Genomic DNA, 26997 nt, shown 5'->3' on the forward strand with positions numbered 1-26997 from the left:
TAAAGATGTCGGAACAATCTGCAGCAGAAATTAATCCTGATTCAGCTGCCGTTGCCGAAGGCGGCGCGTATCAGGTCATTCGAAGTCGGTTAGAGTCTCAAGGTCAAGCCCTTGAACAAAAAACCCAACAATTAAACCAAGCCCGTTTGAACGAATTTGGTCGCGAAGACATGCACGTGCTTGGCCGTGTTCGCGTTCGCACCGAAAATAACTGCCAAGCCAGAGATATAGTGTGCGTGGGTAAGCACTTGTTGTTTGGTTATAACGTCTTTATTGGCTTAAAAAAAGAAACCAAAATTGAAGATGTCTTTGGCTTATACGGCTTGAGCCAAAACGAAGATGGTTTTGAAATGCTGCCGCAATCCTTGTCCGGCACTTTTTTACAAGATCCCCGCTTTATTCAAGATTTTACCGAGCTTTACACTTATTACAAAGAAACCCACTTACTGCGTTTAAGTGTGAATGACGACAAATTATTAGCCAGCTTTCAAATTGGTAAAAAGCTCTCTGATATTCGGGTTTTTCGGTGGCGCATTGCCAGCGATGGCCAGCAAGTCGAATACATAGATAACCGCGGTGAGCGAGACTTATTAAACCCCGCTCAGTATGACTTTAGCTGGCAAGAATGTGGCCGCGAAAATGAAGTTGCGGGCCGTTTTCCACACATGAACATTTTAGACACCTTGTTTGTAGAAACAACACAAGGCGATCTAACGGTTAAAATTGAAAACAATACCAACTCCGGCTTAGGCATATACGCAGAAGCGGTAGATGATGATAACCAATCTTTGGATGATGCCAGGTTTTGTTTCGCCGAAGTCGGTGCCCTTATCATTCTAAAAATCTTGCCATACCGTGAAGAGAACTGGCGTTATTTGGTCTTTAACCGCAATACCGAAGCAGTGGTACGAATAGATAACATTGCCAACGGCTGCGTTCAATTGCCAGAAAACCATGGTATCATCTTTCCAGGTGGGTATTACCTGCAAAATGGCGAATATAAAACCTTTGATGACGACATCACGGGGTTAGCATACAAACGCACCTTAAAAAGCCCCAACGGGGAAGACGTACTTTACATGTTCTACGAACCTATTGAAGGTAAAGTGGCGCTGTACTCTTACAACCTGATCAATAAAAGTCTTGAAAACCCCATGTTTGGCCATGGCTATGCCACTTTAGAAGATGGTCAACTGGTGTTATTCCATGCTGAGTCTGAGCCTACGCGAGTACACCCAATGCAAATTTGGCAAACGCCATATTGCAGTGACGAGTTCGCCAGTGCCCAGCCCAGCAAGCAAAGTTTTTATGGCAAAATTGGTAACGCCGAATTAGTTCGTGGTATTTCTGAGCTCTTTAGCGTGGTGAAAGCCATTCAAAATCAACAGGTATCCAGCAAATTATACGGCGAGTTAATTAAAAACGTCAGCCGACTATTTGATGCATACCATTGGCTTAGCGCATCACAGACAGACGGCGTACAGACGTTACTGCATCAAATCACACAAACTTCCGAGTTAGTGTTAGATGAGTTTGAAAAAGTAGAAACCATTCGCAAACAAGCAGAAGCGGCCCTCGCGGAAGCTCAAACTCAACAAGGGAGTATTATTTCTGGCTTAACGCCGAACTCCTGGCATAGCCCAGAACAATTTGTTGCCGGCCTAGATGCTCTGCGCCAGCAAAAAGGCCACTTGCTTACTATAAAGTCAATGCGCTACATGGACTTAAGTGCCATAGAAGCCATGTCAGAAAAGTTGAGCGAGCACGAAGATGAGTTAAGCCAAAAAACGGTTAACTTTTTAGCCCAAGAGGCCTCTTTAGCACCTTACAACGACAAGTTAGCCAGCTTTAACCAAGAGCTAGAAGCGGTGAAATCCGTCGCCGACTTGGCACCCGTCGCCGAACAGTTAGAATTAATGGCATCAGGTTTAGATTTACTGTCAGAACTGATGGCCACACTCAAGGTTAATGACGCAACGGTGCGTACCCGCATCATAGATACTATTTCAGAAATATACGGTCGTTTAAATCAAGCCAAAGCAAACGCCAAGCACAAGCAACAAAGCTTGGGAAGCGCCGAGTCTATCGCGCAGTTCTCGGCTCAATTTAAACTTTTTAGTCAAAGCATCACCAACGCCTTAGGCTTGGCCTCCACACCAGAAAAATCGGACGAACAACTGTCACGATTATTGGTCCAACTTGAAGAGCTTGAAAGCCAGTTTAGCGATCAAGAATCGTTTTTGGCCGACATTTTAAGTAAACGTGAAGAGGTGATTGAAACCTTTGAAAGTCACCGCCAACGCATGGTGGAAGCGCGCCAACGTAAAGCCAGCACCCTAAAAGATGCCGCCGACCGCATATTGTCCAGCATGACACGTCGGGTTCAAAGGTTTAGTGAATTAGACGAACTAAATACTTTTTATGCTTCCGACGCGCTGGCGATAAAAATTCATGACTTGGTTGAACAACTGCGTGAGCTGGATGATTCTGTCAAAGCCGACGACGTTGAAGCCCAGTTAAAATCGAGTAAAGATCAGGCTATTCGCTCGTTGCGAGATAAGTCTGAAATCTTTGAAGACGGCGGCAACGTCATTAAATTAGGCCCGAGGCATAAATTTAGCGTCAACACCCAAGAGCTTGATCTCACCTTACTGCCACGTCAAGACAAGCTGGTATTTCACCTAACCGGTACCGATTACTTTGAACCGGCCAGCGATGCTCAGCTCAATACGTGTCAGGATTTTTGGCAACAAGAGCTAGCTTCAGAAACGCAGCACGTATATCGAGCCGAGTATTTAGCTCAGCAAATACTTGATGCAGCCAACAAGGGCGACTTAGGCGTGGATTTAAGCCAACTTCGCCTTGCTGTAAGTGAGCCAGATGAACTGCAAAACATAGTGAAAGAGTTTGCAGCACCGCGTTATAAAGAAGGTTACGAACGCGGCATTCATGACTATGACGCCAGCTTGATTTTAACCCAGCTATTGCCCGCATTAGAGCGTGCCGACGTGCTTAAATACCCGGCCCTAAGTCGCGGTTTCGCGATGATTTTTTGGGCTAATCAGCAGCAACAAAATCAACTTCAAACTTGGCCGGAGCGCGCAAAATCAGCGTTGCAAATGGAGCAGATATTTCATTCAGACAAAGCCAAAATCTTGCTCGAAACAGAAATAGAACAAGCCCAGCAGGGTTTTGCGAAGGAATACAATATCGAGATTTCAGCAACCGCTATTGGCCTAGGCGCACAATACCTGTTGCAAGAATTGGCTAAAGAGCCGGTGGTATTTACCAGCAGTAAATACGCCGATCACCTCGCTCAAGAGTTAAAGCGTGCGATGGACACTTCAGCTTGGCACGCTTACCAACACACCTTGGAAAAGCTCAAAGGTCAAATTGGCGCGCGCTGGCAACTTACCAGCGCATGGCTTGAAGCCTTGGTGGATAAATATGACTTAGGTAATTACCGCGCTTACATACCTGAAGCTGTGGCTATCTTAAACGGTGAAGGTCGAATTAGTCGCCGAGTGCTCGACTTAGAGCTCGAAATTACTGTAACAGACTTGATGGGGCAACACAGCCGAATCACAGACCGAAAATTACATTTGGCCCTGGATGACTTTTTATTGCGTCTGGCGCACCACAAAGAACATGTGATACCGGGTTACAAAGCATTTTTGCAAGTTCGCAGTGACGTAGTTAAACAGCAGAAAAGCCAACTGCGCTTGGAAGAGTTTAAGCCGCGACCATTATCTTCTTTTGTTCGAAACAAGCTGATCAACGACGCCTACTTACCGATCATAGGTGACAACCTGGCAAAACAAATGGGCACGGTAGGTGATAATAAGCGCACCGACTTAATGGGCTTGCTAATGATGATATCGCCCCCAGGTTACGGTAAAACCACCTTGATGGAGTATGTGGCAAGTCGCCTTGGTTTGATTTTCATGAAGATCAACTGTCCCTCTGTCGGTCACGTAGTGGACTCATTAGACCCAGCCCAAGCACCAAATGCCACGGCGCGTTCCGAGCTGCTTAAGTTAAACCTAGCCCTTGAAATGGGTAACAACGTGATGCTGTACCTCGATGATATTCAGCATACTAACCCGGAGTTTTTACAAAAGTTTATTTCTTTATGTGATGGCACCCGTCGCATTGAAGGTATTTGGCAAGACCAACCCAAAACCTATGACTTACGCGGTAAAAAGTTCTGCGTTGTGATGGCGGGCAACCCTTACACAGAGTCTGGTGAAGCGTTCCAAATACCAGACATGCTGGCTAACCGCGCCGACATTTATAACCTGGGTGACATTCTGGGGGGCATGGACGAAGCGTTTGCCCTCAGTTACCTAGAAAACGCCATGACATCGAACCCGGTACTTGCGCCACTGGCGACCCGCTCGCAACAAGATTTTTATAAACTGGTTGATATGGCCAAAGGTCAGCAAGTAGATAGCAACGACTTAGAACACGGCTATAGCGCCGTTGAGCTCAATGAAATCAGCGACGTGCTCAGTAAGCTATTAAGCATTCAAGAAGTGGTATTAGGCGTTAACCAAGCTTATATTGCCTCAGCTGCCCAAGCCGATAAGTACCGCACCGAACCGCCATTTAAACTGCAAGGCAGCTACCGTAATATGAATAAGATGGCGGAAAAAGTGTCTGCGGTGATGAATCAAGACGAGTTGCTGCAGTTAATAGCCGACCACTACTTAGGTGAAGCCCAAATGCTCGCCGCAGGCGCGGAAGAAAACCTACTCAAGCTAGCAGCCATTCGCGGTAATATGACAGCGCAAGAAACGGCGCGCTGGCAGCAAATTCAGCAAGACTTCCTCAAGCACAAAACCATGGGGGGAGACGGTGACTCGAGCCTCAAAGCCATTGGTCAACTGCTTGATATGAACAGCCACCTCGCTGAAATCAATGACACCTTAAGCCAAACTCGTTATCGCTTTAAACGCACAAAAACGGAAACAGGTAAAACCCAAGTCAGCGTCAGCAAAAAACCAAAGGCCACATCATGAACCAACAAGCAATCATTCAAGCGCTTAGTGAGAGTTTAGAAGACAATAAACTGTCAAATGAAGAAAAGCAGCACTTTGCCAGCGTTGCCTGTGAATTAAAGGGACAAACGGATAAAATTAGCTTTGTTCGCAACAAAGCATTTGCCACTTTATTGGCCCATGGCGATTTTAACGAGCAACAATTTCGCAGCATTAAATGGCTAGAGAATTTACTCAAAACCCTCGATAAAAACAGCCAAAGTGAGTTGGTGGACGCGGATGCTTGTTTTAGCCCGGGCACTGATTGTTTAAACCGGATTTTGACTCTCTGTAACAACGCGCGGGCCCACATTGCGGTGTGTGTATTCACGATTTCCTGTAATGAAATCAGCGCCGCCTTACTGGCCGCCCACAAGCGTGGCATTAAGGTTCGAATTATCACAGATAATGACAAACGCAACGATAAGGGCTCAGACGTATACCATTTGGCGGAAGCCGGCATTCCGGTGACGGTAGACAGAACGGATTATCACATGCATCACAAATTTGCTTTATTTGATAATCATACCCTGCTCAGTGGTAGCTTTAATTGGACTCGAAGCGCCACAAAGTACAACCAAGAAAACATTCTAACCACAGATAACCGTGAACTCGTGTCTGCATTCAGCAAAGAGTTTGAACGTTTATGGCAACAACTTAGCTAACCTCAGTAAGAAATCCCTTGCTTTTGTAGCAAAAGCGAGGGATTTCAATTTAACATCAAAAATACCTTTACTTTTTATTTTTCAGACGCAGAATAACTGCCTGCTGTTTAGCAAGGATGCCAAACAATTCGCGGGATGATAAATGCCTCAAACCAGCTGCCAACACCTGATCCGATATTACTTAGCTTGCTATCAAGCTGATAATCGGGATTTAACATTTTTTAACGTGTTTCACCGAAACTGTGAGCAGGTTAAATTTGTTGCGGGCGAAGAACAGTTGATCACCACCCAACTACCTCGCTTACCTTTGCAACGTAAACACGGAGCCAAGTTACTCGATACCCAAACGCTATATAAGCGGGAAAAAACCCTGTTATACGGCAGTTTTTTAGTGACTGGGAAGCTGCCTGCCAGTTATCAAGGTAATCGCAGCGTTTGTGCCCCTTTAATTTACTATCACGCAGCAGTCAGCTTAGATAACGACGAATATTATCTAAACATTGATCACAGTAAGCCTATCGTCAATTGGCCTTTGCTACGCTGGATAATGGCCGATGGCCAAAATTATTCTGAGCCAGATTTTATTCGCAAAGGTATCAGCGCTCGAGACGTAGCAAAATTCAGCCACTGGCTCACTTCTCAGACCAATGCCATTAATTGCTTAGAGCTTTACCTATACCCTAAGCTGCAAAATGAAGGTGACATCAAAGCCAAGTTAAGTGATATCAAAGACGGCGAGTTTAATCTGACCTCCGCCAGTTGCATCAGCGTTTTAAAATATTCCTTGGCTTCCCGCGGTATTTTGCATGACTTAAAAACCATCGCCGCAGAGGATGTGATGCCCGCAGCTTTTACCGAGTTTCTCACGGGTAAAAAGCCGCCAATACAAGAAACGATCAAACCTCACTCTTACGAAACAACAAAAGTGACGTTAAAGCCGGCGCAAACCGAGAATATTCCAGGGCTATTAAGCCAAGCGCAAAGTCAGGCCATTGAAAATGTTGCGCAATACCCTGTTAGCCAAATCATTGGCCCCCCGGGAACAGGCAAGTCTTATACTATTGCCTGCCTAGCGCTAGAGCGATACTTACAAGGGGAGTCAACCCTCATAGTAGGGCAAAACAACGACAGCGTGAACGTCGTTGCGGATAAGCTAGAAGCCTTGCTGGGACAAAAAGACTTCGTAATGAGAGTCGGCAACGCCAGCTACCATAAAAAGCTCAAAGCCTACGTCGATGACTTACTCAACGGCTTTTTTAGCGCCAGCGAAGAGTCGGTGCAACAAAGGGAGCAAATCCAGCAGCAGAAGCGGTTACTGGATAAATTAGAAAAACGCTTTGCGAAACGTTGTCACAAAGCCATCCGTTATGGCAATGCAACATGGCAAGCAAATCAACGAGGCACCTTGTGGAGCAAGATTAAAGCTTGGTCAGCTAAGCGAGCGACGCTGCGACATGATTCCTTGTATGAAATATTTGGCCAAATTACCCAGCAGCATAAAGTGAAAGACAAGCTGCTCAGTTACTATATTAGCCAAAGTAAACGAGAGCGCTTATTTCAGGTATTACAGGATCACAGGCTTCAGCTGCAGCAATTTCAGCGCGCGATAAAAGCGCAAAACTCAGCCAAACAAGCCGCTAACTTTGAAAAAATCGACTTTTCTATTTTACTGCAAGCAATGCCGGTTTGGCTTGGCACTTTAGGGGATTTGCATCGCAGCATTCCTTTACAACAAGAGTTGTTCGACCTTGTGATCATTGATGAAGCAAGTCAATGTGATATTGCCAGCGTATTGCCCGCGATTTATCGCGCCAAACATGTTGTGGTGGTTGGCGACCCTAAACAGCTACGCTTTTTATCCTTTCTATCCAGTCAAAAACAGGCGCAGTTGCAATATCGCCATTATTTAGATGCCACCACAGACGAGCATAATTACCGCACTAAAAGTGCGTTAGATTTAGCCGGCCAACATATCCACCAGCAAAGCGCTATCTCAGTATTAGACGAACATTTTCGCAGTAAATCTGCGCTGATTGATTTCAGTAACCGTAAGTTTTATCACAATCAACTGAAATTAATGCGTCATAAACCTGGCTACCAAGAATCCTCTCCATTGCACCTTCAGTTTGGTGAGGGTCAGTATCAAAATGGCCGTAATCGTGAAGAAGCGATCAGGTTACTCAGCCATCTAAATCAACAACTGAAAGATTATCAGCAAAAGGGCTTATGCCCCAGTATCGGCATTTTATCGCCTTTTCGAGAACAAAGTTTATTGCTGCATAAACTGATTCACCGCAGCATGGACCCACAAGACATTAAACGCTTTAATATCAAAGTCGCGACGGCTTATGGTTTTCAAGGCGATGAGCGTGACGTGATGTACCTTAGCATGTGCGTGGATAAAGCCTGTAAAGGCGCACAATATCGCTATATGAACCGGGAAGACGTGTTTAATGTGGCCATCACAAGGGCGCGAGATGAACAGTTTGTTTTTCTATCAGTGCCTGAGCATAAAATTCACTCCCATTCGTTATTGTTTGACTATGTGCAATCTGCGTTGCGCCAAAATCTTAATGACCTCAATGAGACCTCTAGCTTTGACGCCTTTCAAGGTGAAGTAGAGCGCTTACTGACATTAAAAGGGGTGCAAAGCTGGAAGAACTACCCAATCGCCGGCGCTGAGTTAGACCTGGTATGTCGCTACCAAGACAGGGTGATTGCACTTGATCTCATTGGTTATCCAGGCGAGTCACAAGATTACTTTCACTTATCACGCTACAAGATTTTCCAGCGTGCTGGTGTGCTGGTTTACCCTCTCACTTACACCCGCTGGTATTATCAAAAGCACAGTGTGGTAAAAGAGATCCTTACCTTATTGGCAGCCCAGCAAGTCAATACACCTGAAGAGTTAGTGCAACCTGAAACAGTCGCCATCGAACAGGAAAGTGCAGACGCAACTTCTTCGCCGCAGCCCGCGCGTGAAGAGAAGGCAGCCAATCACCCAAATAACCAGCTGGAATCACAACGCCCAACACCAAATGAACAAAAAGATATGACCGCTAAATTACCGCATGGGTTAACTGGCAGCGTCCCAGGTAAACGGGTGTCGAAGCAACAAGAAAAAGCGGCCGATACAGTCATCGAAAAAGGGACAAATACCCTAGAACCAATCAAAGAAGTAGCAAGGGAAGGTATCATAACGGATGATAATACGGCTTTTACTGAACGAGGTAAGCATAAAAGCCAGCACGAAGTCGCCTCCCCCCAGGTCAATGACGCCCCCACAAGCCTTGGGAAGGCAATGTTAGAAAAGTCTTTAGACAAAAAAGGGCCATAACACTAAGCCCTCCCCTTTCGCGCAAAAAAGGCAACTGACAGTCGCCCTAGCTACCTCAAAGCTTGATTACGTTTTATCTGACGCATACACAACGCCTGTTTGGCGGCGTATCTCGTCCAACACTTTCGCTGTGCGAATTGAGCGTTGCACCCATTCCTCGCGCATGGTGTTAATATCAATGCATGCCGCTAATGCTTGGGCTTCTTCCACCATCGGATTACTGGCTTGAGGATATGAAATATCTAAGTCCTCCCCTACTCTCTGCTTTAACTCAACCTTCTCGCACAAAGATAGGGGATGCGAAATCACCAAACACGCTTCTTCACCTTGAATATCACTGGCCAAATAAGAGTCGCACACTTTCGAATGAGCAATGTTAACGTCAAAACCCTCGTAACTTAAAATCGCGCTGCCATGACCATCCACTCCTGAATCTAGTAAGTAAGCACTAGCTTGAATCGCTTTCGGTTCACCAAATAACGCCACCGCACTGGCAACGCAATAGTAACCAATGTCCATTACCGAACCATTGGCGAAGGCAGGATTAAAAGTATTTGGGTTTTCGCCATCAAGATATTTTTGATACCGAGAAGAATACTGGCAATAGCTAAAGTTTGCTTTGCGCAAAGCGCCGAGTTGACTCAAGTGCTTTTCAAGTTGTTTAAAGTTAGGTCTGTGATGAGTCAAAAATGCTTCAAATAAAACCACATTACAGTCTTTTGCTGTTTGATAAGCGTGCTCAACCTCAAGGGCATTAGCCCCAAGTGGCTTCTCTGCGATAACATGCTTGCCCTGCTGCATTAATGCAACCGCCTGAGCACAATGAAAAGCGTTAGGGCTAGCAATGTAGACGAGGTCGACCTGTTCACATTCACCTAACGCGGTAAGTGAGTCAAAATACAGTGACGCTTGATAAGGCTCTGCAAACACTTCTGCACGTGACAGTTGCCGAGAGTAAACAGCGGTTAATTCAAATAGTCCCGTGCTCAGCGCAGCGTCAACAAATTGTGCGGTTATCCAGTTGGTCCCGACCACAGCTAATCTAATCACACGTTCTCCTTATCCGTTACAATTGAAATACCCAAGGCACTAAATAATAACTTATCACGGTAATAAGAATAATGGCGATAATGTTAAGGGCAAAACCGGCTTTAATCATGTCTTTAATTTGTAATTGACCCGAAGCAAACACCACACTATTAGGCGGTGTGGCCACTGGCATCATAAAAGCGCAGCTGGCCGCTAAAGCGGCTGGGATAGTCAGCAATGCAGGACTTTCTGCCATCGCAATAGCTATTGGTCCGAGCAGGGGTAAAAAGCCTGCCGCAGTCGCAGTATTACTGGTTATTTCGGTTAAAAAAATGATTGCACATGTCACGATAACGATCACCCACAACAAAGGAAAGCCTTGTGCCGCACTCAAATTATCGCCAATAAAGCTGGCTAAACCTGAGCTTTTTATTTGCGCAGCTAAACTTAGTCCCCCGCCAAATAATAATAATACTCCCCAAGGCAAACCTTTGGCTGCAGGCCAGTCCATCACAAATTGATGGCGCTTAATATCCACGGGGATAACAAACAATAACGTCGCAGCAAACATGGCAATGCCCGTATCGGTGATCGCTAGACCCGACCACTTTGCAAGCCAAGGCCGTGTTACCCAACTGATGGCCGTAACAATAAAAACCCAAGCTACCCACTTTTCGCCTTTGCTCATGCGACCTAATTGAGTCAACTGTTGGCTTAGTAAGTTGCGTGAGGCGTGGCACTCTTCGCTAGGCAAACGATAATGCACCTTTGTTAACCAAAACCAGCAAATAACCAACATCACAGCACTTAAAGGAAGACCCACTAACATCCACTGACCAAAGCCAAGTTCGATGTGATAATTCTCAGATAGGTACGCCGCTAATAAGGCATTCGGAGGCGTCCCAATTAACGTTGCTAAACCGCCTATGCTGGCCGAGTAAGCTATCCCCAGTAGTAAAGCACAAGCAAAATCAGAAGGTTGCTCTGGTTTGTCTTTACTCACCAGGTGAATAATGGATAAGCCAATAGGCAGCATCATCACCGCGGTAGCGGTATTGCTCATCCACATAGATAAAAATGCGGTAATGAGCATTAAACCACCAATTTGATGGCTGGGTTTATGGCCTACCGCAAGCATTGCGGTTAAGGCAATACGCTTATGCAGGTGCCACTTTTCCATGGCTAATGACAGTAAAAACCCACCCAAAAACAAAAAGATCAGCGGATGAGCAAAAGATGCCGTTGCGGTTTTGATATCCGCAATGCCCAATAATGGCGATAATACCAAAGGTAAGAATGAAGTCACTGGGATAGGCACCGCTTCACTGACCCACCAAATAGCCATCATAGTGGCAAGCCCTGCGGCATGCCAAGCCGCAACGGGCAAGTCAGTAAAAGGCGGCGGCAATAGCACCACCAAACACATAACAACAGGGCCAAGTAAAAGCCCTGCTAAGCGAGATTGTTCAGTCGCAAGCTGGGAAGTGCTAAGGGGCATAAACGTCTACTATCAATATCACAATACAGATAGCATTGGCGAAAATTGCCAAAATAGACAGTAAGTAAAACTAAAGTCTAATTTCGTCCCTAGGCAAAACAGTGAGGTTATTTGAGCGCCAAAGGAGAAATATCTACCGCGCCCAATTCAGAGCTCACCATCACTTCACCATCTTGAATAGAGACCTGCAACGCCATATTTTTTTGTAATAGCTCAGCCAATGCTTGCGTTTGCTCGTGTGGTAACTGATAAACGCTCAACTTGGCCATATTTTGTAACTTAGCGCCTTGTTGCGACCACCACACCTCTGCAGTGCCGCCTCCATAGGTATACAAAATGACTTGCTGAGATTTTGAACAGGCCTTTTTTAATCGCTTTTCGTCCGGCGTGCCCAACTCAATCCAGAGTTCAATTTCATCGCTCAGGCTGCGACGCCATAACTCAGGCTCGTCATCGGCACACAGCCCTTTGGTAAACGTCAGTTGATCGCTGGCATTCAATGCAAATGCCAATATTCGAATCATTAGACGCTGCGCGGTTTCTGAAGGGTGTTGAGCGATGGTAAGGTTAAAATCTTGATAGACATGGTTATCCATGTCTGCCAATTGCAATTGAGTTTTAATAATTGTGGCGCTAATAGCCATCGTAAAGCCTTATAAAATAAAGCCATGCTAGCATATTTTTTACTGAGGCCAATACACCCTATAAGGTCAACCTCAACCACGGCTTCATGACTGCACTCTGTGTTTGTGAACGCAGATATGATGAGATTTTAGCCTATTGACAAAATCAACCGCTAACAGAATTTACTTTGGTGAATTTTTAACCTTTATAATTGAAAAAATAAAAGATAAAATAGCGGGGTTATTTTCCCGTAGTTTTTGGAGCATATATGCCTGCACTGTTTGTTAGCGATCTCGATGGCACCTTATTACAAGAAGATCATTCTCTAGCCGAAGAGACCATAGCTGCAATTAGGAAGCTACACGATTCAGGACGAACTTTCGCCATCGCCACTGGCCGTCATCAAACCGATGTCGCTGACCTGGCAAAAAAAATTGACCGCCCGATTGGCATGATCAGCAGTAATGGCGGCATGGCAATGGCCCCTTGCGGTACTGTTATTGCCAGTGATTACATCGACATAGCGATTTCTTCAGAAATCGTTCATCACCCTATGCCTGCGGGGGTGTTTTTAAACATGTACACAGACACTCGTTGGTTTGCCACAGAAACCAACCCCAAACTAGAAGCTTACAGCGAAAAAGCCGGTTTTAAATGTGAGCTTGTGGCGCCTCAAGAAATTGAAAATATGCAAGCCATTAAATTTTTCCTATGGGGTGACCGCGCTGGCTTACTGACTTTGCAACAAGAGTTAACCGAAAAGTATGCTGGTAAGCTCGACTGCTTATTTTCGCTACCTCACTGCCTTGAACTCATGCCAACAGGGGTATCAAAAGCCAGTGCTTTGGACGCATTATGTCAGCACTTAGGCCTCAATGAACAGCAAGTAGTGGCTTTTGGTGATGGCGAAAATGACATTGAGATGTTACGTTTTGTGAAGTTTCCTAAAGTGATGGAAAATGCAGCTGAATCCGTTAAAGCGGCGTTGCCTAATGCCGAGATAATTGGCCATGCTCATCAACTTGGCGTAGCAAATTACCTAACGACCAAGGTCTTGAGCTAATCGGTATATCACACCTTATATGTGAGAAGAGCGCTGCGGCGCTCTTTTTTTTCCGTTATCGAGTCGCTATAGTGGCTTTATAACCTGTTAAGTTCACCGATTATGTTGAAATGGACCCTGCGTATTGGCTTGCAGCTACTGCTCGTCTGTTTAGCCTTTAGCTTGCTTATCACTTTACCACTCAAATGGATGAACCCCATTTTCTGGAGCTGGCAACTGCAGCGAGAGTTTTCTCCCCCGCCCGCCTATCCAGAGCAAAGTGCATACCACTGGCGTAACCTAAGTGAGATTTCGGCCCCAATGCAACTGGCTGTCATTGCTGCAGAAGATCAAAAGTTCAGTCAACACCGTGGTATTGATACTGAGTCAATGCAACAAGCCCTTGCCGACATTCGCAGTGGTAAACGGTTTCGCGGTGCCAGTACGATTAGCCAACAAACGGTCAAAAACTTATACCTATGGGCAAGCCCCAGCTATGTCCGTAAAGCGCTTGAGATCTGGCTTACCTTATGGATTGAACAACTCTGGTCGAAAACAAGGATCTTAGAAATTTACCTCAACATTGTTGAATTTGGTCCCGGAGTGTATGGTGTAGAAGCCGCCAGTCAGCACTTTTTTAACCAGCCTGCCAGCAAGTTGACTCAACGCCAAGCAGCGCAACTGGCAAGCGTACTGCCAAACCCCTACAAGTTTGACGTCGCAAACCCTAGCGCTTATCAACATCAGCGCGTGCAATGGATAGAGCGACAAATGCGACAATTAAGTATGAATTATCTCACTCAACTAACTCCAGCAGCAAAGCCTTAGCACATATCGCAGCATTCTTTTATTTTCTAGGAGCAAAGTTTGTCTAACCTTAATAATGCCGAAAAACTGCTGTTTATCGAGCAAGATGAATGGGGCCCGGTAATAGTGACCGAGCACTGCGATACCCGTTATTTGTCGTTTGGCCCTGGCGATGAGCAAAGCCGCCAAAATAAGCACCACCCGGCTCTGCCTGAACATGAATATATCCAAGCCATGTGCTTAATATTATTACTCGTCAAGCCAAAGTCGGCATTAGTCCTTGGCCTTGGTGCAGGCTGTTTGGTATCGGCATTACATCATGCAATTAAAGGCGTACGCATCTCTGCGGTAGAGTTGCGTCCCTTGGTTATAGAGGTAGCAAAACGTTTCTTTCGCCTGCCAAGCAGCAAAAAAATCACGCTTATCCCGCAAAATGCCAATCACTTCATAGCACAAAAACCGGACAGAAAAACGGATATCATTTTTGCCGATATTTACGGTTTTAAAGGCGTCGACTTGTACCAGTTAAGGCCCGAATTTATCGACGATTGCTGCATGCACCTGAAAGAAGGTGGCAGCCTGGTACTGAATTGCTGGTTAGAACACCAAACCCACACCGCCTTATTGCCTTTTCTAAGACGTAAATTCAGCCAAGTATGGCAATGCGAATTGAGTTCAGGAAACTGGGTTATCCTGGCGACCAATACGCCTTTCCTTGGCAATAAAAAACACCTCAAGCAACAAGCGGATGCTTTACAACAAAGCACACAAATTGACCTTTTCCGTGCTTTAAATCAGCTTGAATTGGTTGAATAAAAAAAATTGCGAAAAAAGATCAAAAAGTTTGAACCTTTAGCGAAAAGGTCAGTCTGACCTTATAACTTGCTTAATAGACTCAGCACCTAACAAGCAAATTTAGCTAACAATTTTAGCTCTCTCGTATAGAAAACACTCTGACCATGTCAGATATTTAGGCCTCATTTGAGGCCTTTTTCTTACCTTTTGATCTGCGATAATATACAAACATACCTTTTTCAGGCATATTTCAAGCAATGGGCTTGTAATCTACTTCAGGCTGAACATCATTTTACACAAGGGGAATAGTATGCACCGTTTACGCGTTTGCGCCGCCTTATTATTACTATTACCTTGGGCAAGTTGGGCTGAGCCTCAATTAACTATTCGCTATCGCCATTTTGGCTTTTACGGTCTAAATATCGAAGCTATTCGCGATCAACTCGGTAAGCAAAACCCTGAGTTTGCCATCGACAATATTTTTCATACCGACGTCGACTGGGAGCCTAGTTGGAGCTTGGTTTATCATAATGATGATGCGGGTTGCAAAATCGAGCGTATTCATACCAAACTAAAAATGGAATACCCTCTGCCTCGTTGGCTTAATGAATTTGATGCAGAAGAAGAACTAAGAAGTCGCTGGCAAGACTTTTACCAAGCGTTACTCGAACATTTAGACGGTCATAAGCTGATCGCCATTGACGCACTCAACGAAGTAGAGCGACAAGTATTAACATTGCCCCGTTATGAAAATTGCGAAACTGCAGATATTGAAGCAGAAGAAGTGGCTCAAGCGGTTATTGATGAGTACCAACAGAAACACCAAGAATACGATCAAACTACACGCCTAGGTTTTACTCAGGGCGTACATTTCTAAACTTTTGCGGTAAGCTTATCAGGTAAATAGCGGTCTAGTATTGCCATCGCGATAAATATATACCCCATGGCCGCGCTAATTCGCAGCAAAATTTTGCCTTCCGCATCGTTCATTAACGGACCAAACGACACACCGCACACTACGGTGAATGCCGTCATCGAGGTAGGAGCAAGTGTATTGCCTAACAGTAAGCTCTTAGATAAAGACCCATAAGCCACTAGCAAGAGTAAAATAACCAGCGGTAAAAAAGGCGCTATTACCGTCATTTCATACAAGCAAACGGCCATAACCCCACCGGCAATATTTCCCAACATCGCTTCTTTAATCATGTTTGGGCCATGATTATGACTGGCCGCAAACTGGGTTACCTGCACGGCTAAATAGGTCAACGTAAAAGCATTCACATTATCAGTAATAAACGCAAAGGCTACAAAAGGAAGAAAAGCCAATGACAGTCTCAACCAGCGCCGCTGTGCGTCAAATACCGGTTCCTCTTTTTTGTCACTGCCTTCAGGTTGAGCAACGCCGGGGAAAAGTTTAAACATCAAGCAGCTCACCAGCCAGGCAATCACCAAGTTATGTGGTAACCATAGCGCTAGCTCCCAAGCAACACCTGGATCACTTCGCATTTGCAAAGGGATAAGCAATGCCCCTAACAGCGCCATTACCACCGTTAGAATGTCCTTTCGCGTCACCAAGATGTAATAGCTTAAGCATACGGCGACAAACACTAACAAAAAAGTGACACCAGAATATGGCTTTATGACGGCAAACAGGCACCAGGCGCCAAGCATATAAACATAGGAAGAGATAATTAAGCGTATCGCATACTGCTTAGGAACGGGGTTTGGGCTTAAAACAAACAAGCTGGTGAATACCGCGCCAACGAAAGATAACTTCCAATCAATCAAAAGACCTGCCACAAATACGCACCAAGGCGTAAGTGCAACCCTTAAGCCATAATGAGGCAAGCCAAACCAAGTCCCCTGTCTTGCCTGCAGAGAGGAGCTGCGCTTGCTGTCTTTAACAGTCAAAAGGAGCCGCCTTAGTAAAGGTAACTAAAGTAAGCTAAAGCCCTAATATAGGCCGCACCCAGTATATTCAGCACATTGCTATCGCCAGTGTAAATAATCACATCAGCCTGACCATTAACAAACAGCTTCACGTCATCGCTAGCATCAGCAGAGCGAAAATCGGGTAATACAATGCACACAGGAAAGCGCTGCGGGTCACGTAACCACGTTGTGGCAGGCTGGGGATTCGGTAAGCCATCAGCCCCATTACTATCATGAAAAGCGGCGGAAACCACTGACTCAACTTCCCCCACAAACACTCGCCCAGGGTGAGTATCTAATACCAAATCAACTTTATCGCCCACGTTAATTCGACCAAGATTATTCTCGGTCATATAAGCTTCTACCCTGATGTCTCTACCATCGATAAATGTCATTAAGGTTTTACCTGGCTGAGCTTGCGCGCCAGGGGCGATTAACAGGTTAACCACGCCACCATCAGCTGGCGCAAGGAGCTGAGTGAAGGTTAAATTCAACTCAGCCTCTGCCAGATTAGCCAGCGCTGACTTTATTTTAGGGTTATCTTGACCTTCGTTACCTAGCCGTTGCTTCGCGCTGTCAAATTCAGCTTGCGCCACCTCAACACCACTTTGTGCATCCCGTAACGCTGCTCTGGCCTCGTCTGCCTTGGCTTTAGGTATTAACCTTTTTTGCTCTAACGCCAGCCAACGGGCCGTTTGTACCTTGATATTATCAAGACTGGCTTGTGACCGAATCAATTCAGCTTGCGCCTGTTCAACTTCTGAAGAGCCGGCTCCCACTTCTTGGGTTGCCGCTTCTAACTCTGCTTTGCGCTTTGCGCTTTGCGCTTTGCGCTTTGCAAGTATCAGTTCATAAGGACGAGGATCAATTTGCGCAAGCTTGGCACCCGCAACCACACCTTTGGCGTTAACAGCTTGAACTTCTGTCACCATGCCTGACACTTGCGGCACAATCGGAGTTACCACAGCCTTAACCCTGGCATTAGTAGTAAAAGGCGTGACTCGGTCTGCCACTACGTACCAAACAAACACAATAAGAGCTAAACAAAAAGTAACTCGAACAAATTTATCCATAAGCTAGTTAATCACTAAAAAGCATCCCTTTAAATCATGAAACAGTGAACCAAAACAGCATCTACCAAGAAAAATTAATCTGCACTGTCACTGGATACTTTTTCAGCTTGGCTGACGGCATCGTCGAAAGCGCCCTCCACCCAGGCCATAAACACCTGATAGCCGGCAGACAAAAATGCAGCGCCAATAAACATGCCTAAGATTCCGCCAGACATCATGCCACCAAGGGCACCAATTAATACCACCGGCATCGGGACTTCCAAACCACGACCTAAAACCAATGGCTTTAAGAAGTTATCAATTAAGCTAGCAGCAATCATTAAAATGGTAAAAATCGTATTGTGCACCGCTGAAGCCTCACCAGACCAAAGAAGCGCTGCCGCTACCAAAGCAACAATCGTGACTGGCACCTGACAGATAGCAAAGATCAAAGCGATAATGGTTAACAAAGGCGCCGCGGGTACGCCAGACAGGCTGACCGTTACGCCAAAAACAGCAGCGGTAAGAAATGCAATACCGATAATGCCAATGGCAACCTGACGAATAGTCGCAGTGGTAAGGGTATGCAATTCAGCACCGCTTTTTTCACTGGTGAAGCTGATGAATATTTTGCGGATAGAGTCTGTCGCAGGCTGGGCCCATGCCAACATAATACCCGCAATAATGATGGCACCAATCAACAAGAAGACACTTTTCGCCGCGCCGCTAGCAGCATCAACAAACCACCCTAGCAGCCCCTTAACTTGAAGCTGCCTCGCTTCGATAAAGCTAGCTAAGTCTCGGGTAGCCTCTTGCCATAATGAATACACATTACTGCCAATCAATGGCCAATCTTTTACCGACTCTACAGGCTCAGGTATCACGAGTTTACCCGACTGATACACTTCGTAACCTTCCATAATATTAATGGCAAAAGAGTTTCCTACCATGGCCGTCGGCACGCCTAACAGAAGGACTCCCAATAAAGCAATAAGGGTGGAAGCGCGGGCAGAAGAAAGGCCCGTTTTTGCTTGTAAGAATAACCGTACAGGATACAGCGCTATCGCTAACACTAAGGCCCACAATAAGATGGGTAAGAATGGTAAAAACGCCCAACAACATACCAGCACCATAAAAGAGATAGTAGAAAAACGAATCAGGGAAGTGGTAAAGGCTTTGGTTAATACCTTTTCTAACTCTTCGTTATTATTCAATTTAGTCTTCCTTAGTTAAACCGAGTCCGGCGTTATAGTAGCCAACTTAAATGACACTTAATAGTTAAAAACTACTCTAAGCTCATAAGGTTATAGTTAGCAAGCTCAGTTAAAAGTAGCACAAAATAAATCACCCAGTGAAAGGTTGGCTGGGGGGCTAACAAGATGGTGATGCACTGAATAGGTGACGTCATTTCAGGGGCAGCGTTTAAATAGTCAGCAAGCCTTGCTGACTATTTGTCAAAATAGCAATGATGAGGAGCGGTTAACGCTTAAAGTTATCCAAAATAATGGCGCCGGCCATTGCTACATTTAAAGATTCAGCTTGGCCAAAGTTTGGAATGGTAATTTTGCGATTCACATACCGGGCTACTTCAGGTCGAATACCATGGGACTCGCTGCCTAACACAATAAAGCCTTGCGGGCTTAGTTCAGCGCAGTGAAGATTTTCCCCTTCAAGAAAAGCGCCGTACACAGGCATTGACTGTAAACTGAGAAATTCAGCAAGTCCTGTGTAGTGAATATGCACTCTGGCAAATGATCCCATGCTGGCGCTAATCACTTTCGGATTAAAGCAATCGGCACAATCCTCACTGGCAATTACTTGCTTAATACCGTACCAATCAGCTAGGCGGATTATGGTGCCTAAATTGCCGGGATCAGACACCCCATCTAATACTAACGTCAACTCGCTACCAGAAATAGTCGGCGCTGTTGCATCAGGAGATTTCACTAACGCCAACACGCTATCGTTACTTTGTAATGTCCCTGCTTTTTGCAAGAATTCAGAGGTGGTAATCACACAGTGTTGGTGTTTAAGGGCTTGACTGTGACGCTGATAAAAATCCTCGGTAGCGAAAAGTTGGTGCAACTCAAAGCTCGATTGCAATAATTCCAATACGTTCTTTTCACCTTGCACCAAAAATAAATTATGTTTGCGGCGATATTTTTTTTGGGCCAGAGAATTAATCAGTTTTAACTGATTTTTAGAAATCATCGCGATCGGGTCCTTATGGTATAGATATCAAACGCGAGCATTATACACCACTGCGTAAGGTTAAACCCGACTCCGGAGAAACAACACCTTTTTCAGTGCGTAATACAAAAGGAACAGAGGTCAAAACATTGCTCTCATTGACCTGCACTGCAAAGTGCAAATGAGGGCCAGTACTGAAGCCGGTATTACCAGAAGAGGCGATGTGTTGACCTTGGCTGACTTTTTGGCCCACTCGGACTTTGGCTGAAAGCTTTTGCAAATGGGCATATACCGCCATTGAGCCGTCATCATGAGCAATGCGTACAATGTTGGCCTTTGTTTGAGCGAAATCGGCAATGGCGGCGCCTTGATTATTTTCCACCACTTCAACCACTACCCCACCTCTTGCCGCAAGAATCGGGGTACCTTCAGGCATTGGAATGTCAATCGCGTACTGACTGTAACTGTCTTGATGACTAAAAGTACCATTGAAACTTTGCGAAATACGGTACGCTTTTTCACCGCCGAAAGGCACTATGTAAGGAAAGTCTTTGTCGTAATTAGGGTCTAACTCTCCAGGGGTGTATTGGTATTTTATTTGAAACTGCCAAGGCCCGACATTTTTAGCCGAAATGGTAAAAAGAGGCTCACGACTGTTGGGAGGCAGTGGTAAAAAAGCCGGCACAGGCTCTGAAAAGCGCACATTTTTCTGCTTTGGAAAATCAATGCTAACGGTAACAGGAATATGATAATTGTTGACGCCATAAATCTGCGCTTTTTGATGATCGGCTTGATGGATGATACGAACAGGCTCCACCTTTTCTTCAGCCACGGTGTCAACCATGACGTTTTCTTGTGCAGTAGGCTCTGTACCTGAGAACACCCAGTTACCGTTTTCGTCTTGGTATTTATAAATATCTCTTGCGGCCCAAGCTTGGGAGAAACATAGACTTAATAGAATAACCAACACGGACGCTTTCACTGTATTACACTTCCTTGTCTAAGTAACAACACATGATCACCGCATCTTCTCGGCCATCAGCGCTTGGGTAATAGCCTTTGCGGCGATCAACTTCCACAAAGCCGCCCCCTAAATATGCGGTTATCGCAACTCGGTTGCTCACCCTGACTTCTAACCAAATTTCGTCACATTGCTTATGGCTAGCTTGCTGCTTCAATAACTCAAGCAAACGTTTACCGAGCCCCTTGCCCTGATGCTCAGGGTGTACAGCAATGTTCAATAAAGTGACTTCACCGCCCGCTTCACTGGCAACCATATAGCCTACGATTTGCTCTTGGTAAGTGATCACAGAATTAAAATATCGCTGGCCAAAATTACTGGCAAATAGTTTCACACTCCAAGGGTGGCTGTGACACAAGCGTTCCACTTGGTGCACTTTAGCAATGTCGTCCAAACACATAGTATTAGTAACATAGCCATCAGGCCAAGTGGGAGCATCTTTGTATAGATTTACGTTCGTCATTTCGCCTTTTTAACCTTTTCCATGACCGCCTTACTCCGGCAAACAGCTATTCCCGATAGTAACGCTCAAGCGTCTTTATCATCTTGGATGAACGAAGGCGCCGCATGTCACAATTTGCTTTGCTGGCATATTTGCTGCCACAGGTGCTTTTTTGCTGCGCCATCATTGGCCAAAGCGGACAATGACGGGCTAGTAATCACATGATGGCCAGGCAATTCCGGCAGTTGGCAATCGATGGCCCATAATAGTTTTGGCAACGGACAGGTAAGCTGCTCAAACTGCTCAACCGTAAGCGACTGGCACTGATTGGGTTGAAGATGCATGGCTTTCAAGATGCTATGAAATAAAGTCGAAGCCGGCATAGACTCTGGACGAACGACTAATAATGCAACGTTCGTTAAATCAGGCATGAATGAAGCAATTGGCGGCTGTGCTTGTTGCTGTATCATATCGCCTTGTCGTAATTGCCAAGGTGTGATGCCCATTTCATAGAGATAATTATTGTGCAAATGTTGCATGGAAAAATAAATCAAATAAAGAAAGGATATCAGAAATTGATGCTGCCAGCACGAAAGCTAGAAGAGAAAATGGCAGGGGTGGAGGGACTCGAACCCCCAACCGTCGGTTTTGGAGACCGCCGTTCTACCAATTGGAACTACACCCCTGCTGAAAGCGAGGCGAATAATAGCAAATGTTTTTCAAAGGTAAAGCCTTTTATGAGAAATAATGTTTAACTGCTGAGATATTAACCGACCACCGCTTTTTTCATGATCCAGATCACTTAAAAGTCCACTGCTCTGTGGCTTGATATCTTTCTGTTTATTTTGCAGAAATCAAAAATACGCTAAGATAAACCCGATATTTTTATTTCATGATTAAAAGGGAACACATGACGCCAGCTAACAAACCCATTAACCCCAACTTTTCCTCGGGGCCATGCAGCAAAAGACCTGGTTATGACTTAGCCAAGTTAGATACTCGCACCTTAGGCCGCTCTCATCGTGCAGCTGTCGGTAAAAATGCGCTTAAGAAAGCCATTGATGACACAGCCTCGTTACTAGGGCTACCTGAAGGCTATCGAGTGGGCATAGTGCCAGGTTCGGACACTGGCGCGATGGAAATGATCATGTGGTCAATGTTAGGCCAACGCCCTGTTGACATCGCAGCGTGGGAGTCATTTGGCCAAGAATGGTTTACCGACATCACCAAGCAATTAAAATTAGAACAGGTTAACTCACACCTTGCGGACTACGGCGAACTGCCAAACCTTAACGCTATCAACCAAGATAACGACGTTGTCTTTACATGGAATGGCACCACCTCGGGTGTCAAAGTGCCTAATGGCGATTGGATCAAAGATGATCGAAAAGGCCTTACTATTTGTGACGCGACCTCGGCGGTGTTCGCAATGGAAATGCCGTGGGAGAAACTCGATGTCATTACCTTTAGCTGGCAAAAAGTACTTGGCGGTGAAGGCGCGCATGGCGTCATTATCCTAAGCCCTCGCGCAGTTGAACGACTAGAGAGCTACCAACCAAGCTGGCCCATGCCAAAGATCTTTCGTCTAACAAAAGGCGGTAAGTTAATTGAGGGGATCTTCAGTGGCGCGACCATTAATACCCCGTCGATGCTGTGTGTGGCTGATTATCAAGATGCCCTAGACTGGGTAGCCTCAATTGGCGGCTGTAAAGCTGCAATTGCTAAATCAGCAGCAAATCTGGCCGTGCTATCACAATTTGTGGCAGACAATGATTGGATTGATTTTCTAGCCAAAGATAAGACTACAGTTTCCAATACCAGCGTGTGTTTAACCCTGAAAGCAAGCGAAGATCAGGTTAAACGAGTTATCCGTTTGTTAGCCGAGCAAAACGTTGCTTACGATATAGGTGCTTATCGTGATGCTCCTGCGGGCTTGCGTATTTGGTGTGGCAGTACGGTAGAAGCCAGTGACTTAACGGCATTATTGCCTTGGTTAAGCTGGGCTTGGGCACAAGTGCAATAGTAGCTTTCAAGGCATTACTTTCATAATGACGTTGGTTATCACAAAAATAGCAGCCCATCGGGCTGCTATTTTTTTTTCCACTAGTTTTATAACAGGAGCCTTTAGCAAGTACCGTTTACCAGGAGGGTGAATGTTTAAAATTAGAACGCATAATACCATTGCAACCAGTGGCTTAAGCCAGTTTGATCAACAAAGCTATCAAGTTGAAGCAGAGCTACCCGCTGCCGACGCAGTATTGCTGCGCAGCCACTCGTTACACACAAAACAATTCGAACCAAGCGTCAAAGCCATAGCACGTGCTGGTGCAGGAGTGAATAACATTCCAGTGAACCGCTGCAGTGAACAAGGTATCGTGGTGTTTAACACCCCAGGCGCCAATGCTAACGCGGTAAAAGAGTTGGTCATTTGTGCCTTGCTACTGGCAAGTCGCGGCATAGTGCAAGGCATTGACTATAGCCAGCAGCAAGCTCAAAGTAACGATAACCAAGCTTTGTCGGTATTACTCGAGCAGCAAAAAAAGCAATTTAAAGGCTGTGAAATTAAAGGTAAAACCTTAGGGGTAATAGGTCTTGGCGCGATTGGCGCTTTGGTGGCTAGCGATGCTATAGCTTTGGGTATGAAAGTGGTTGGTTATGACCCCGCAATCTCTGTCGAAGCTGCGTGGCGCTTACCTGCCAGCGTCGAAAAAATGGAGAACATTAACGCCCTGTTAAAACGTTGTGATTACGTCACACTGCACGTGCCCTTCTTACCACAAACAGAAAACCTGATTAACAGTGATAACCTCAGCAAAATGAAACCTGGAGCTTGCTTACTTAACTTTTCCCGCTCTGAAATTGTCGACAGCGATGCTGTGCTGACGGCATTAGAGCATCAAGTGCTGCAACAATACTTGTGCGATTTCCCTGACGTTAATCTCATTAACCACCCCAAAGTCACCATGATGCCCCACCTGGGTGCTAGCACCCGGGAAGCGGAAGCAAATTGTGCAGACATGGCCGTTGCACAGTTAAAAGACTTTTTAGAAAACGGAAACATTAAGCACTCGGTTAACATGCCTGACATAGCCTTAGAGCGTACAACCCAATACAGACTGACGTTTATTAACCACAATGTGCCGGGTGTTTTAGGGGAAGTATTGTCTATCTTAGCCAAAGTGAACGTGAACGTCATTGATATGCTCAACAAGAGCCGTAACGAAGTAGCGTATAACATCTTAGACACAGAACAAGCATTAACAGATGAGACGTTACAACAAATAGAACAACTCGAACATGTTACACAAGTGCGCCAGCTATCATAGCTTAGGTCGACTCCCTAGCGCCCACCGCACTAGCAAGGCTTAAAAAGCAACGGCCACCTACATGGGTGGCCGCTCGATGGTGATTTAGTTGCTGGCTGAAGCAAAGAAGAGTGTTAAAACTGACTTAATGCGCTTTCTTCTTTTCTTCAAACTGAGCAAAGTATTGCGCCAGTACTTCAGGGGTCAGCTCCCCTTTTTCTTCTAACTCTTTCAATTTGGCAGCAATCGCTTTCTGCTCTTCCAAAGACGGCAATGGCACATCACTTTCACTTTCTGGCTCCACTTGAGACAGCATTTCATCTAATTCGCTCATTAATAACTCCTAGAATGAATAATCGCTAATATGACGTATATCATACGCTCAGTTGACGTTTCTCGCTAGCCATGCAAATTGAGAGGAGTTTAGCGGATGCTCATGCTTAAACAACAAACTCACTTCAGTCGTGTCTTCAATACGGCTTGTAAATACTTAACTTCGGGGCACAAAAAAGGCCTGCAAAGCAGGCCTAAAAAGCAACAGCTTGGTTAAACAATAAGCCTTACGAGACTTTGAATTTGTTAATTTGTTGTTCTAAGTTATCGGCTAAATCAATAATGACATTGGTTGAGTCACGGTTTTCACGAGCAAGCTCAGCAGCTTCATGGGAACTCTCAGCAATTGAGTTGATACGATGTGAAATATCATCACCCACTTTAGTCTGCTCGTCTGCAGCACTGGCGATTTGATGATTCATCTCGGTAATCGTACCCAGTGAGTCTGCTATTTGTTGCAATGCTTCGGCAGCTTCTTGAGCGCCGGTCACGGTTTCAACACTTGACGTTTTTGAGCTTTCCATTGAATGCACTGCTTTTTGAGAGCCACTTTGCAAACGTTCAATCATTTGCTGAATTTCAGCAGTGCTGTCTTGGGTACGTTTGGCAAGATTACGAACTTCATCTGCTACCACCGCAAAGCCTCTACCCTGTTCACCAGCACGTGCTGCCTCAATGGCCGCGTTTAACGCCAATAAGTTAGTTTGCTCAGCGATGCCACGGATAACGTCCAATACCGACACTATGTTATCAACATCACGACCTAGCTCACCAATGACCTGCGCCGCTTCATCAATCTGTGTCGCCAGGCCTTCAATAGAGCTAACCGAAGTCAGTACGATATTTTGAGCACGTTGACCTTCTGCATCCGCCTCTTGAGTAGAAGCCGCCGCGCTATTTGCACTTTCCGCTACAGTACGCGCTGAAGAAGACATCTCTGTCATTGATGTCGCAACCATATCGGTTTCAGAGCGCTGGGTATCAGACACGCGGTCAACTTGACTTGAGCGTTGGTCTGCACTGCTCGCTTCACGTCTTAGCTCCTCTGCTGCCGAACTCACGCTGTGCATAATTCCACGCAACGAGGATTGCATCTTAATGACCGAACCATAAATACTGTTTTCATCGACGTCTTCTAACGACAGCGAACCTTCTTTGGACAAATCACCATCAGCCACCGCTCGAACCATCGCCAGTACCTCTTCGGGCTCACCGCCCAGGTCGCTGATAATTTTGCGGATAGTCGTAATAATGAAGAAGCCAATCAGAACCGCCATCACAATACAGATAATTAACTGGTGCCTTGCTGATGACCAAAATCTGGCATCCACTTCTGTCGAGCGAATACCTGTGCCTACCACCCATCCCCAACGTTTAGAGACTTGGGCTATCGATAATAGGTCTGCAATCTCGCCATCAGGGCCCTTAGAAGTCCACTCGTACTCTACGACACCGTTAGGATTCGACGCCACTGCATTTTGCAATATCTGCCCCACGCTTTTGCCGTAGCCATCTTTGAAGTCATGAAAGCTAGTGCCATGTAATTGAGGGTCATGAGGAGCGGCAATGAAGTTCATGTCGCTATCAGCCACATAAACGTATTCAGAATCTTTATATTTATTTTCACGCAGAATTTGCGCGGCTAATTCTTTAGCTTGCTCATCTGTCATTTTGCCATCGGCAACGTATTGCTCAATTTGATTGACAGTTGAGAAGGTACTGCGTAGCAATTGATAAATGCGATCGCGGTTATCTTGGTCACTGGCGGCGCGCATGGTAAACAGCCCCACCAACATCATGCCCAGTAAGGCGGCTAGGGTAAGTGCAGCCATTACCCAGACTTTAAGCTTTAACGTCATTATATATCCTTATTATCCTATATATAC

General features: G+C 45.5%; 21 protein-coding genes and 1 tRNA gene. 9 read left to right on the forward strand and 13 right to left on the reverse strand.

The window, feature by feature from the left end; all coding sequences use genetic code 11:
* Positions 1 to 5: 5 nt before the first annotated feature.
* From D1Z90_RS01730 to D1Z90_RS01740, 3 genes are all read left to right on the forward strand, one after another.
* On the forward strand, positions 6 to 5021 hold the full coding sequence (locus tag D1Z90_RS01730) for a DNA repair ATPase (protein ID WP_119909001.1): 5016 nt from the start codon (positions 6 to 8) through the stop codon (positions 5019 to 5021).
* Positions 5018 to 5704 (forward strand): phospholipase D-like domain-containing protein, encoded by a 687-nt coding sequence (locus tag D1Z90_RS01735; RefSeq protein ID WP_119909002.1) that lies wholly within the window; start codon positions 5018 to 5020, stop codon positions 5702 to 5704. Before D1Z90_RS01730 ends, D1Z90_RS01735 begins: the two co-directional genes overlap by 4 nt.
* Positions 5705 to 5846: 142 nt before the next feature.
* Positions 5847 to 9041 (forward strand): DEAD/DEAH box helicase, encoded by a 3195-nt coding sequence (locus D1Z90_RS01740; protein WP_119909003.1) that lies wholly within the window; start codon positions 5847 to 5849, stop codon positions 9039 to 9041.
* A gap of 66 nt (positions 9042 to 9107) precedes the next feature.
* Here the strand turns inward: D1Z90_RS01740 and D1Z90_RS01745 are convergent, their stop codons facing one another.
* From D1Z90_RS01745 to D1Z90_RS01755, 3 genes are all read right to left on the reverse strand, one after another.
* The gene (locus D1Z90_RS01745) at positions 9108 to 10091 is read right to left on the reverse strand and encodes a Gfo/Idh/MocA family protein (protein ID WP_119909004.1); all 984 of its coding nucleotides are present in this window, start codon (positions 10089 to 10091) and stop codon (positions 9108 to 9110) included.
* Between the two features lie 16 nt (positions 10092 to 10107).
* Positions 10108 to 11568: an SLC13 family permease gene (locus D1Z90_RS01750; RefSeq protein WP_119909005.1), complete on the reverse strand. Its 1461-nt coding sequence runs from the start codon at positions 11566 to 11568 to the stop codon at positions 10108 to 10110.
* Between the two features lie 107 nt (positions 11569 to 11675).
* Complete coding sequence (locus D1Z90_RS01755; RefSeq protein WP_119909006.1) at positions 11676 to 12212, reverse strand: YaeQ family protein; 537 nt, start codon at positions 12210 to 12212, stop codon at positions 11676 to 11678.
* 248 nt (positions 12213 to 12460) lie between these two features.
* Here D1Z90_RS01755 and D1Z90_RS01760 point away from each other — a divergent pair, with 248 nt between their 5' ends.
* The 4 genes from D1Z90_RS01760 (at position 12461) to D1Z90_RS01775 (ending at position 15713) form a co-directional block, all read left to right on the forward strand.
* On the forward strand, positions 12461 to 13255 hold the full coding sequence (locus D1Z90_RS01760) for an HAD family hydrolase (RefSeq protein WP_119909007.1): 795 nt from the start codon (positions 12461 to 12463) through the stop codon (positions 13253 to 13255).
* A 102-nt stretch (positions 13256 to 13357) separates the two neighbouring features.
* Entirely contained in the window at positions 13358 to 14062 is a 705-nt protein-coding gene (mtgA, locus tag D1Z90_RS01765) for a monofunctional biosynthetic peptidoglycan transglycosylase (protein ID WP_119909008.1), read from the forward strand.
* A 39-nt stretch (positions 14063 to 14101) separates the two neighbouring features.
* Positions 14102 to 14857, forward strand: a complete 756-nt coding sequence (locus tag D1Z90_RS01770; RefSeq protein WP_119909009.1) for a spermidine synthase — start codon at positions 14102 to 14104, stop codon at positions 14855 to 14857.
* 289 nt (positions 14858 to 15146) lie between these two features.
* Entirely contained in the window at positions 15147 to 15713 is a 567-nt protein-coding gene (locus tag D1Z90_RS01775) for a DUF922 domain-containing protein (RefSeq protein ID WP_119909010.1), read from the forward strand.
* On the opposite strand, the gene D1Z90_RS01780 is transcribed toward D1Z90_RS01775, so the two are convergent.
* The 8 genes from D1Z90_RS01780 to D1Z90_RS01815 all read right to left on the reverse strand — a co-directional run bounded on the left by D1Z90_RS01780 (position 15710) and on the right by D1Z90_RS01815 (position 22159).
* Entirely contained in the window at positions 15710 to 16747 is a 1038-nt protein-coding gene (locus D1Z90_RS01780; protein WP_119909011.1) for a DUF2955 domain-containing protein, read from the reverse strand. The two genes, D1Z90_RS01775 and D1Z90_RS01780, sit on opposite strands and share 4 nt — an antisense overlap.
* 11 nt (positions 16748 to 16758) lie before the next feature.
* Positions 16759 to 17841, reverse strand: a complete 1083-nt coding sequence (locus D1Z90_RS01785; RefSeq protein ID WP_119909012.1) for an HlyD family secretion protein — start codon at positions 17839 to 17841, stop codon at positions 16759 to 16761.
* Positions 17842 to 17915: 74 nt separating this feature from the next.
* Positions 17916 to 19034, reverse strand: coding sequence for an AI-2E family transporter (locus tag D1Z90_RS01790; protein ID WP_198419018.1), 1119 nt, complete (start codon positions 19032 to 19034; stop codon positions 17916 to 17918).
* A 265-nt stretch (positions 19035 to 19299) separates the two neighbouring features.
* Positions 19300 to 20031, reverse strand: coding sequence for an RNA methyltransferase (locus D1Z90_RS01795; protein ID WP_119909013.1), 732 nt, complete (start codon positions 20029 to 20031; stop codon positions 19300 to 19302).
* Positions 20032 to 20071: 40 nt separating this feature from the next.
* Entirely contained in the window at positions 20072 to 20992 is a 921-nt protein-coding gene (locus D1Z90_RS01800) for a M23 family metallopeptidase (protein ID WP_119909014.1), read from the reverse strand.
* Between the two features lie 4 nt (positions 20993 to 20996).
* Complete coding sequence (gene rimI / locus D1Z90_RS01805; RefSeq protein ID WP_232525178.1) at positions 20997 to 21494, reverse strand: ribosomal protein S18-alanine N-acetyltransferase; 498 nt, start codon at positions 21492 to 21494, stop codon at positions 20997 to 20999.
* A gap of 107 nt (positions 21495 to 21601) precedes the next feature.
* Positions 21602 to 22012 (reverse strand): DNA polymerase III subunit psi, encoded by a 411-nt coding sequence (locus tag D1Z90_RS01810; protein ID WP_119909015.1) that lies wholly within the window; start codon positions 22010 to 22012, stop codon positions 21602 to 21604.
* Between the two features lie 70 nt (positions 22013 to 22082).
* Positions 22083 to 22159 (reverse strand) — tRNA-Trp (locus tag D1Z90_RS01815).
* A gap of 224 nt (positions 22160 to 22383) precedes the next feature.
* Here D1Z90_RS01815 and D1Z90_RS01820 point away from each other — a divergent pair.
* The gene (locus tag D1Z90_RS01820; RefSeq protein WP_119909016.1) at positions 22384 to 23496 is read left to right on the forward strand and encodes a phosphoserine transaminase; all 1113 of its coding nucleotides are present in this window, start codon (positions 22384 to 22386) and stop codon (positions 23494 to 23496) included.
* Positions 23497 to 23626: 130 nt separating this feature from the next.
* On the forward strand, positions 23627 to 24799 hold the full coding sequence (locus D1Z90_RS01825; RefSeq protein WP_119909017.1) for a phosphoglycerate dehydrogenase: 1173 nt from the start codon (positions 23627 to 23629) through the stop codon (positions 24797 to 24799).
* A 124-nt stretch (positions 24800 to 24923) separates the two neighbouring features.
* On the opposite strand, the gene D1Z90_RS01830 is transcribed toward D1Z90_RS01825, so the two are convergent.
* Both D1Z90_RS01830 and D1Z90_RS01835 read right to left on the reverse strand, forming a co-directional pair.
* A complete protein-coding gene (locus D1Z90_RS01830) occupies positions 24924 to 25112 on the reverse strand; it encodes a restriction endonuclease subunit S domain-containing protein (RefSeq protein ID WP_119909018.1) in 189 nt (62 codons plus the stop codon).
* A gap of 226 nt (positions 25113 to 25338) precedes the next feature.
* Complete coding sequence (locus tag D1Z90_RS01835; protein ID WP_119909019.1) at positions 25339 to 26970, reverse strand: methyl-accepting chemotaxis protein; 1632 nt, start codon at positions 26968 to 26970, stop codon at positions 25339 to 25341.
* Positions 26971 to 26997: the final 27 nt, after the last annotated feature.

This window comes from Motilimonas pumila (genome assembly GCF_003596335.1).
Classification (GTDB): domain Bacteria; phylum Pseudomonadota; class Gammaproteobacteria; order Enterobacterales; family CBDFNC01; genus Motilimonas; species Motilimonas pumila.

Coding starts and splice junctions, on each gene's coding strand:
- D1Z90_RS01825 (WP_119909017.1), top strand. CDS start 23,627: ATGTTTAAAATTAGAACGCATAATACCATTGCAACCAGTGGCTTAAGC.
- D1Z90_RS01795 (WP_119909013.1), bottom strand. CDS start 20,031: ATGATTTCTAAAAATCAGTTAAAACTGATTAATTCTCTGGCCCAAAAA.
- D1Z90_RS01750 (WP_119909005.1), bottom strand. CDS start 11,568: ATGCCCCTTAGCACTTCCCAGCTTGCGACTGAACAATCTCGCTTAGCA.
- D1Z90_RS01755 (WP_119909006.1), bottom strand. CDS start 12,212: ATGGCTATTAGCGCCACAATTATTAAAACTCAATTGCAATTGGCAGAC.
- D1Z90_RS01760 (WP_119909007.1), top strand. CDS start 12,461: ATGCCTGCACTGTTTGTTAGCGATCTCGATGGCACCTTATTACAAGAA.
- D1Z90_RS01830 (WP_119909018.1), bottom strand. CDS start 25,112: ATGAGCGAATTAGATGAAATGCTGTCTCAAGTGGAGCCAGAAAGTGAA.
- D1Z90_RS01775 (WP_119909010.1), top strand. CDS start 15,147: ATGCACCGTTTACGCGTTTGCGCCGCCTTATTATTACTATTACCTTGG.
- rimI (WP_232525178.1), bottom strand. CDS start 21,494: ATGACGAACGTAAATCTATACAAAGATGCTCCCACTTGGCCTGATGGC.
- D1Z90_RS01785 (WP_119909012.1), bottom strand. CDS start 17,841: ATGGATAAATTTGTTCGAGTTACTTTTTGTTTAGCTCTTATTGTGTTT.
- D1Z90_RS01810 (WP_119909015.1), bottom strand. CDS start 22,012: ATGCAACATTTGCACAATAATTATCTCTATGAAATGGGCATCACACCT.
- D1Z90_RS01820 (WP_119909016.1), top strand. CDS start 22,384: ATGACGCCAGCTAACAAACCCATTAACCCCAACTTTTCCTCGGGGCCA.
- D1Z90_RS01730 (WP_119909001.1), top strand. CDS start 6: ATGTCGGAACAATCTGCAGCAGAAATTAATCCTGATTCAGCTGCCGTT.
- D1Z90_RS01740 (WP_119909003.1), top strand. CDS start 5,847: ATGCCTCAAACCAGCTGCCAACACCTGATCCGATATTACTTAGCTTGC.
- D1Z90_RS01835 (WP_119909019.1), bottom strand. CDS start 26,970: ATGACGTTAAAGCTTAAAGTCTGGGTAATGGCTGCACTTACCCTAGCC.
- mtgA (WP_119909008.1), top strand. CDS start 13,358: ATGTTGAAATGGACCCTGCGTATTGGCTTGCAGCTACTGCTCGTCTGT.
- D1Z90_RS01735 (WP_119909002.1), top strand. CDS start 5,018: ATGAACCAACAAGCAATCATTCAAGCGCTTAGTGAGAGTTTAGAAGAC.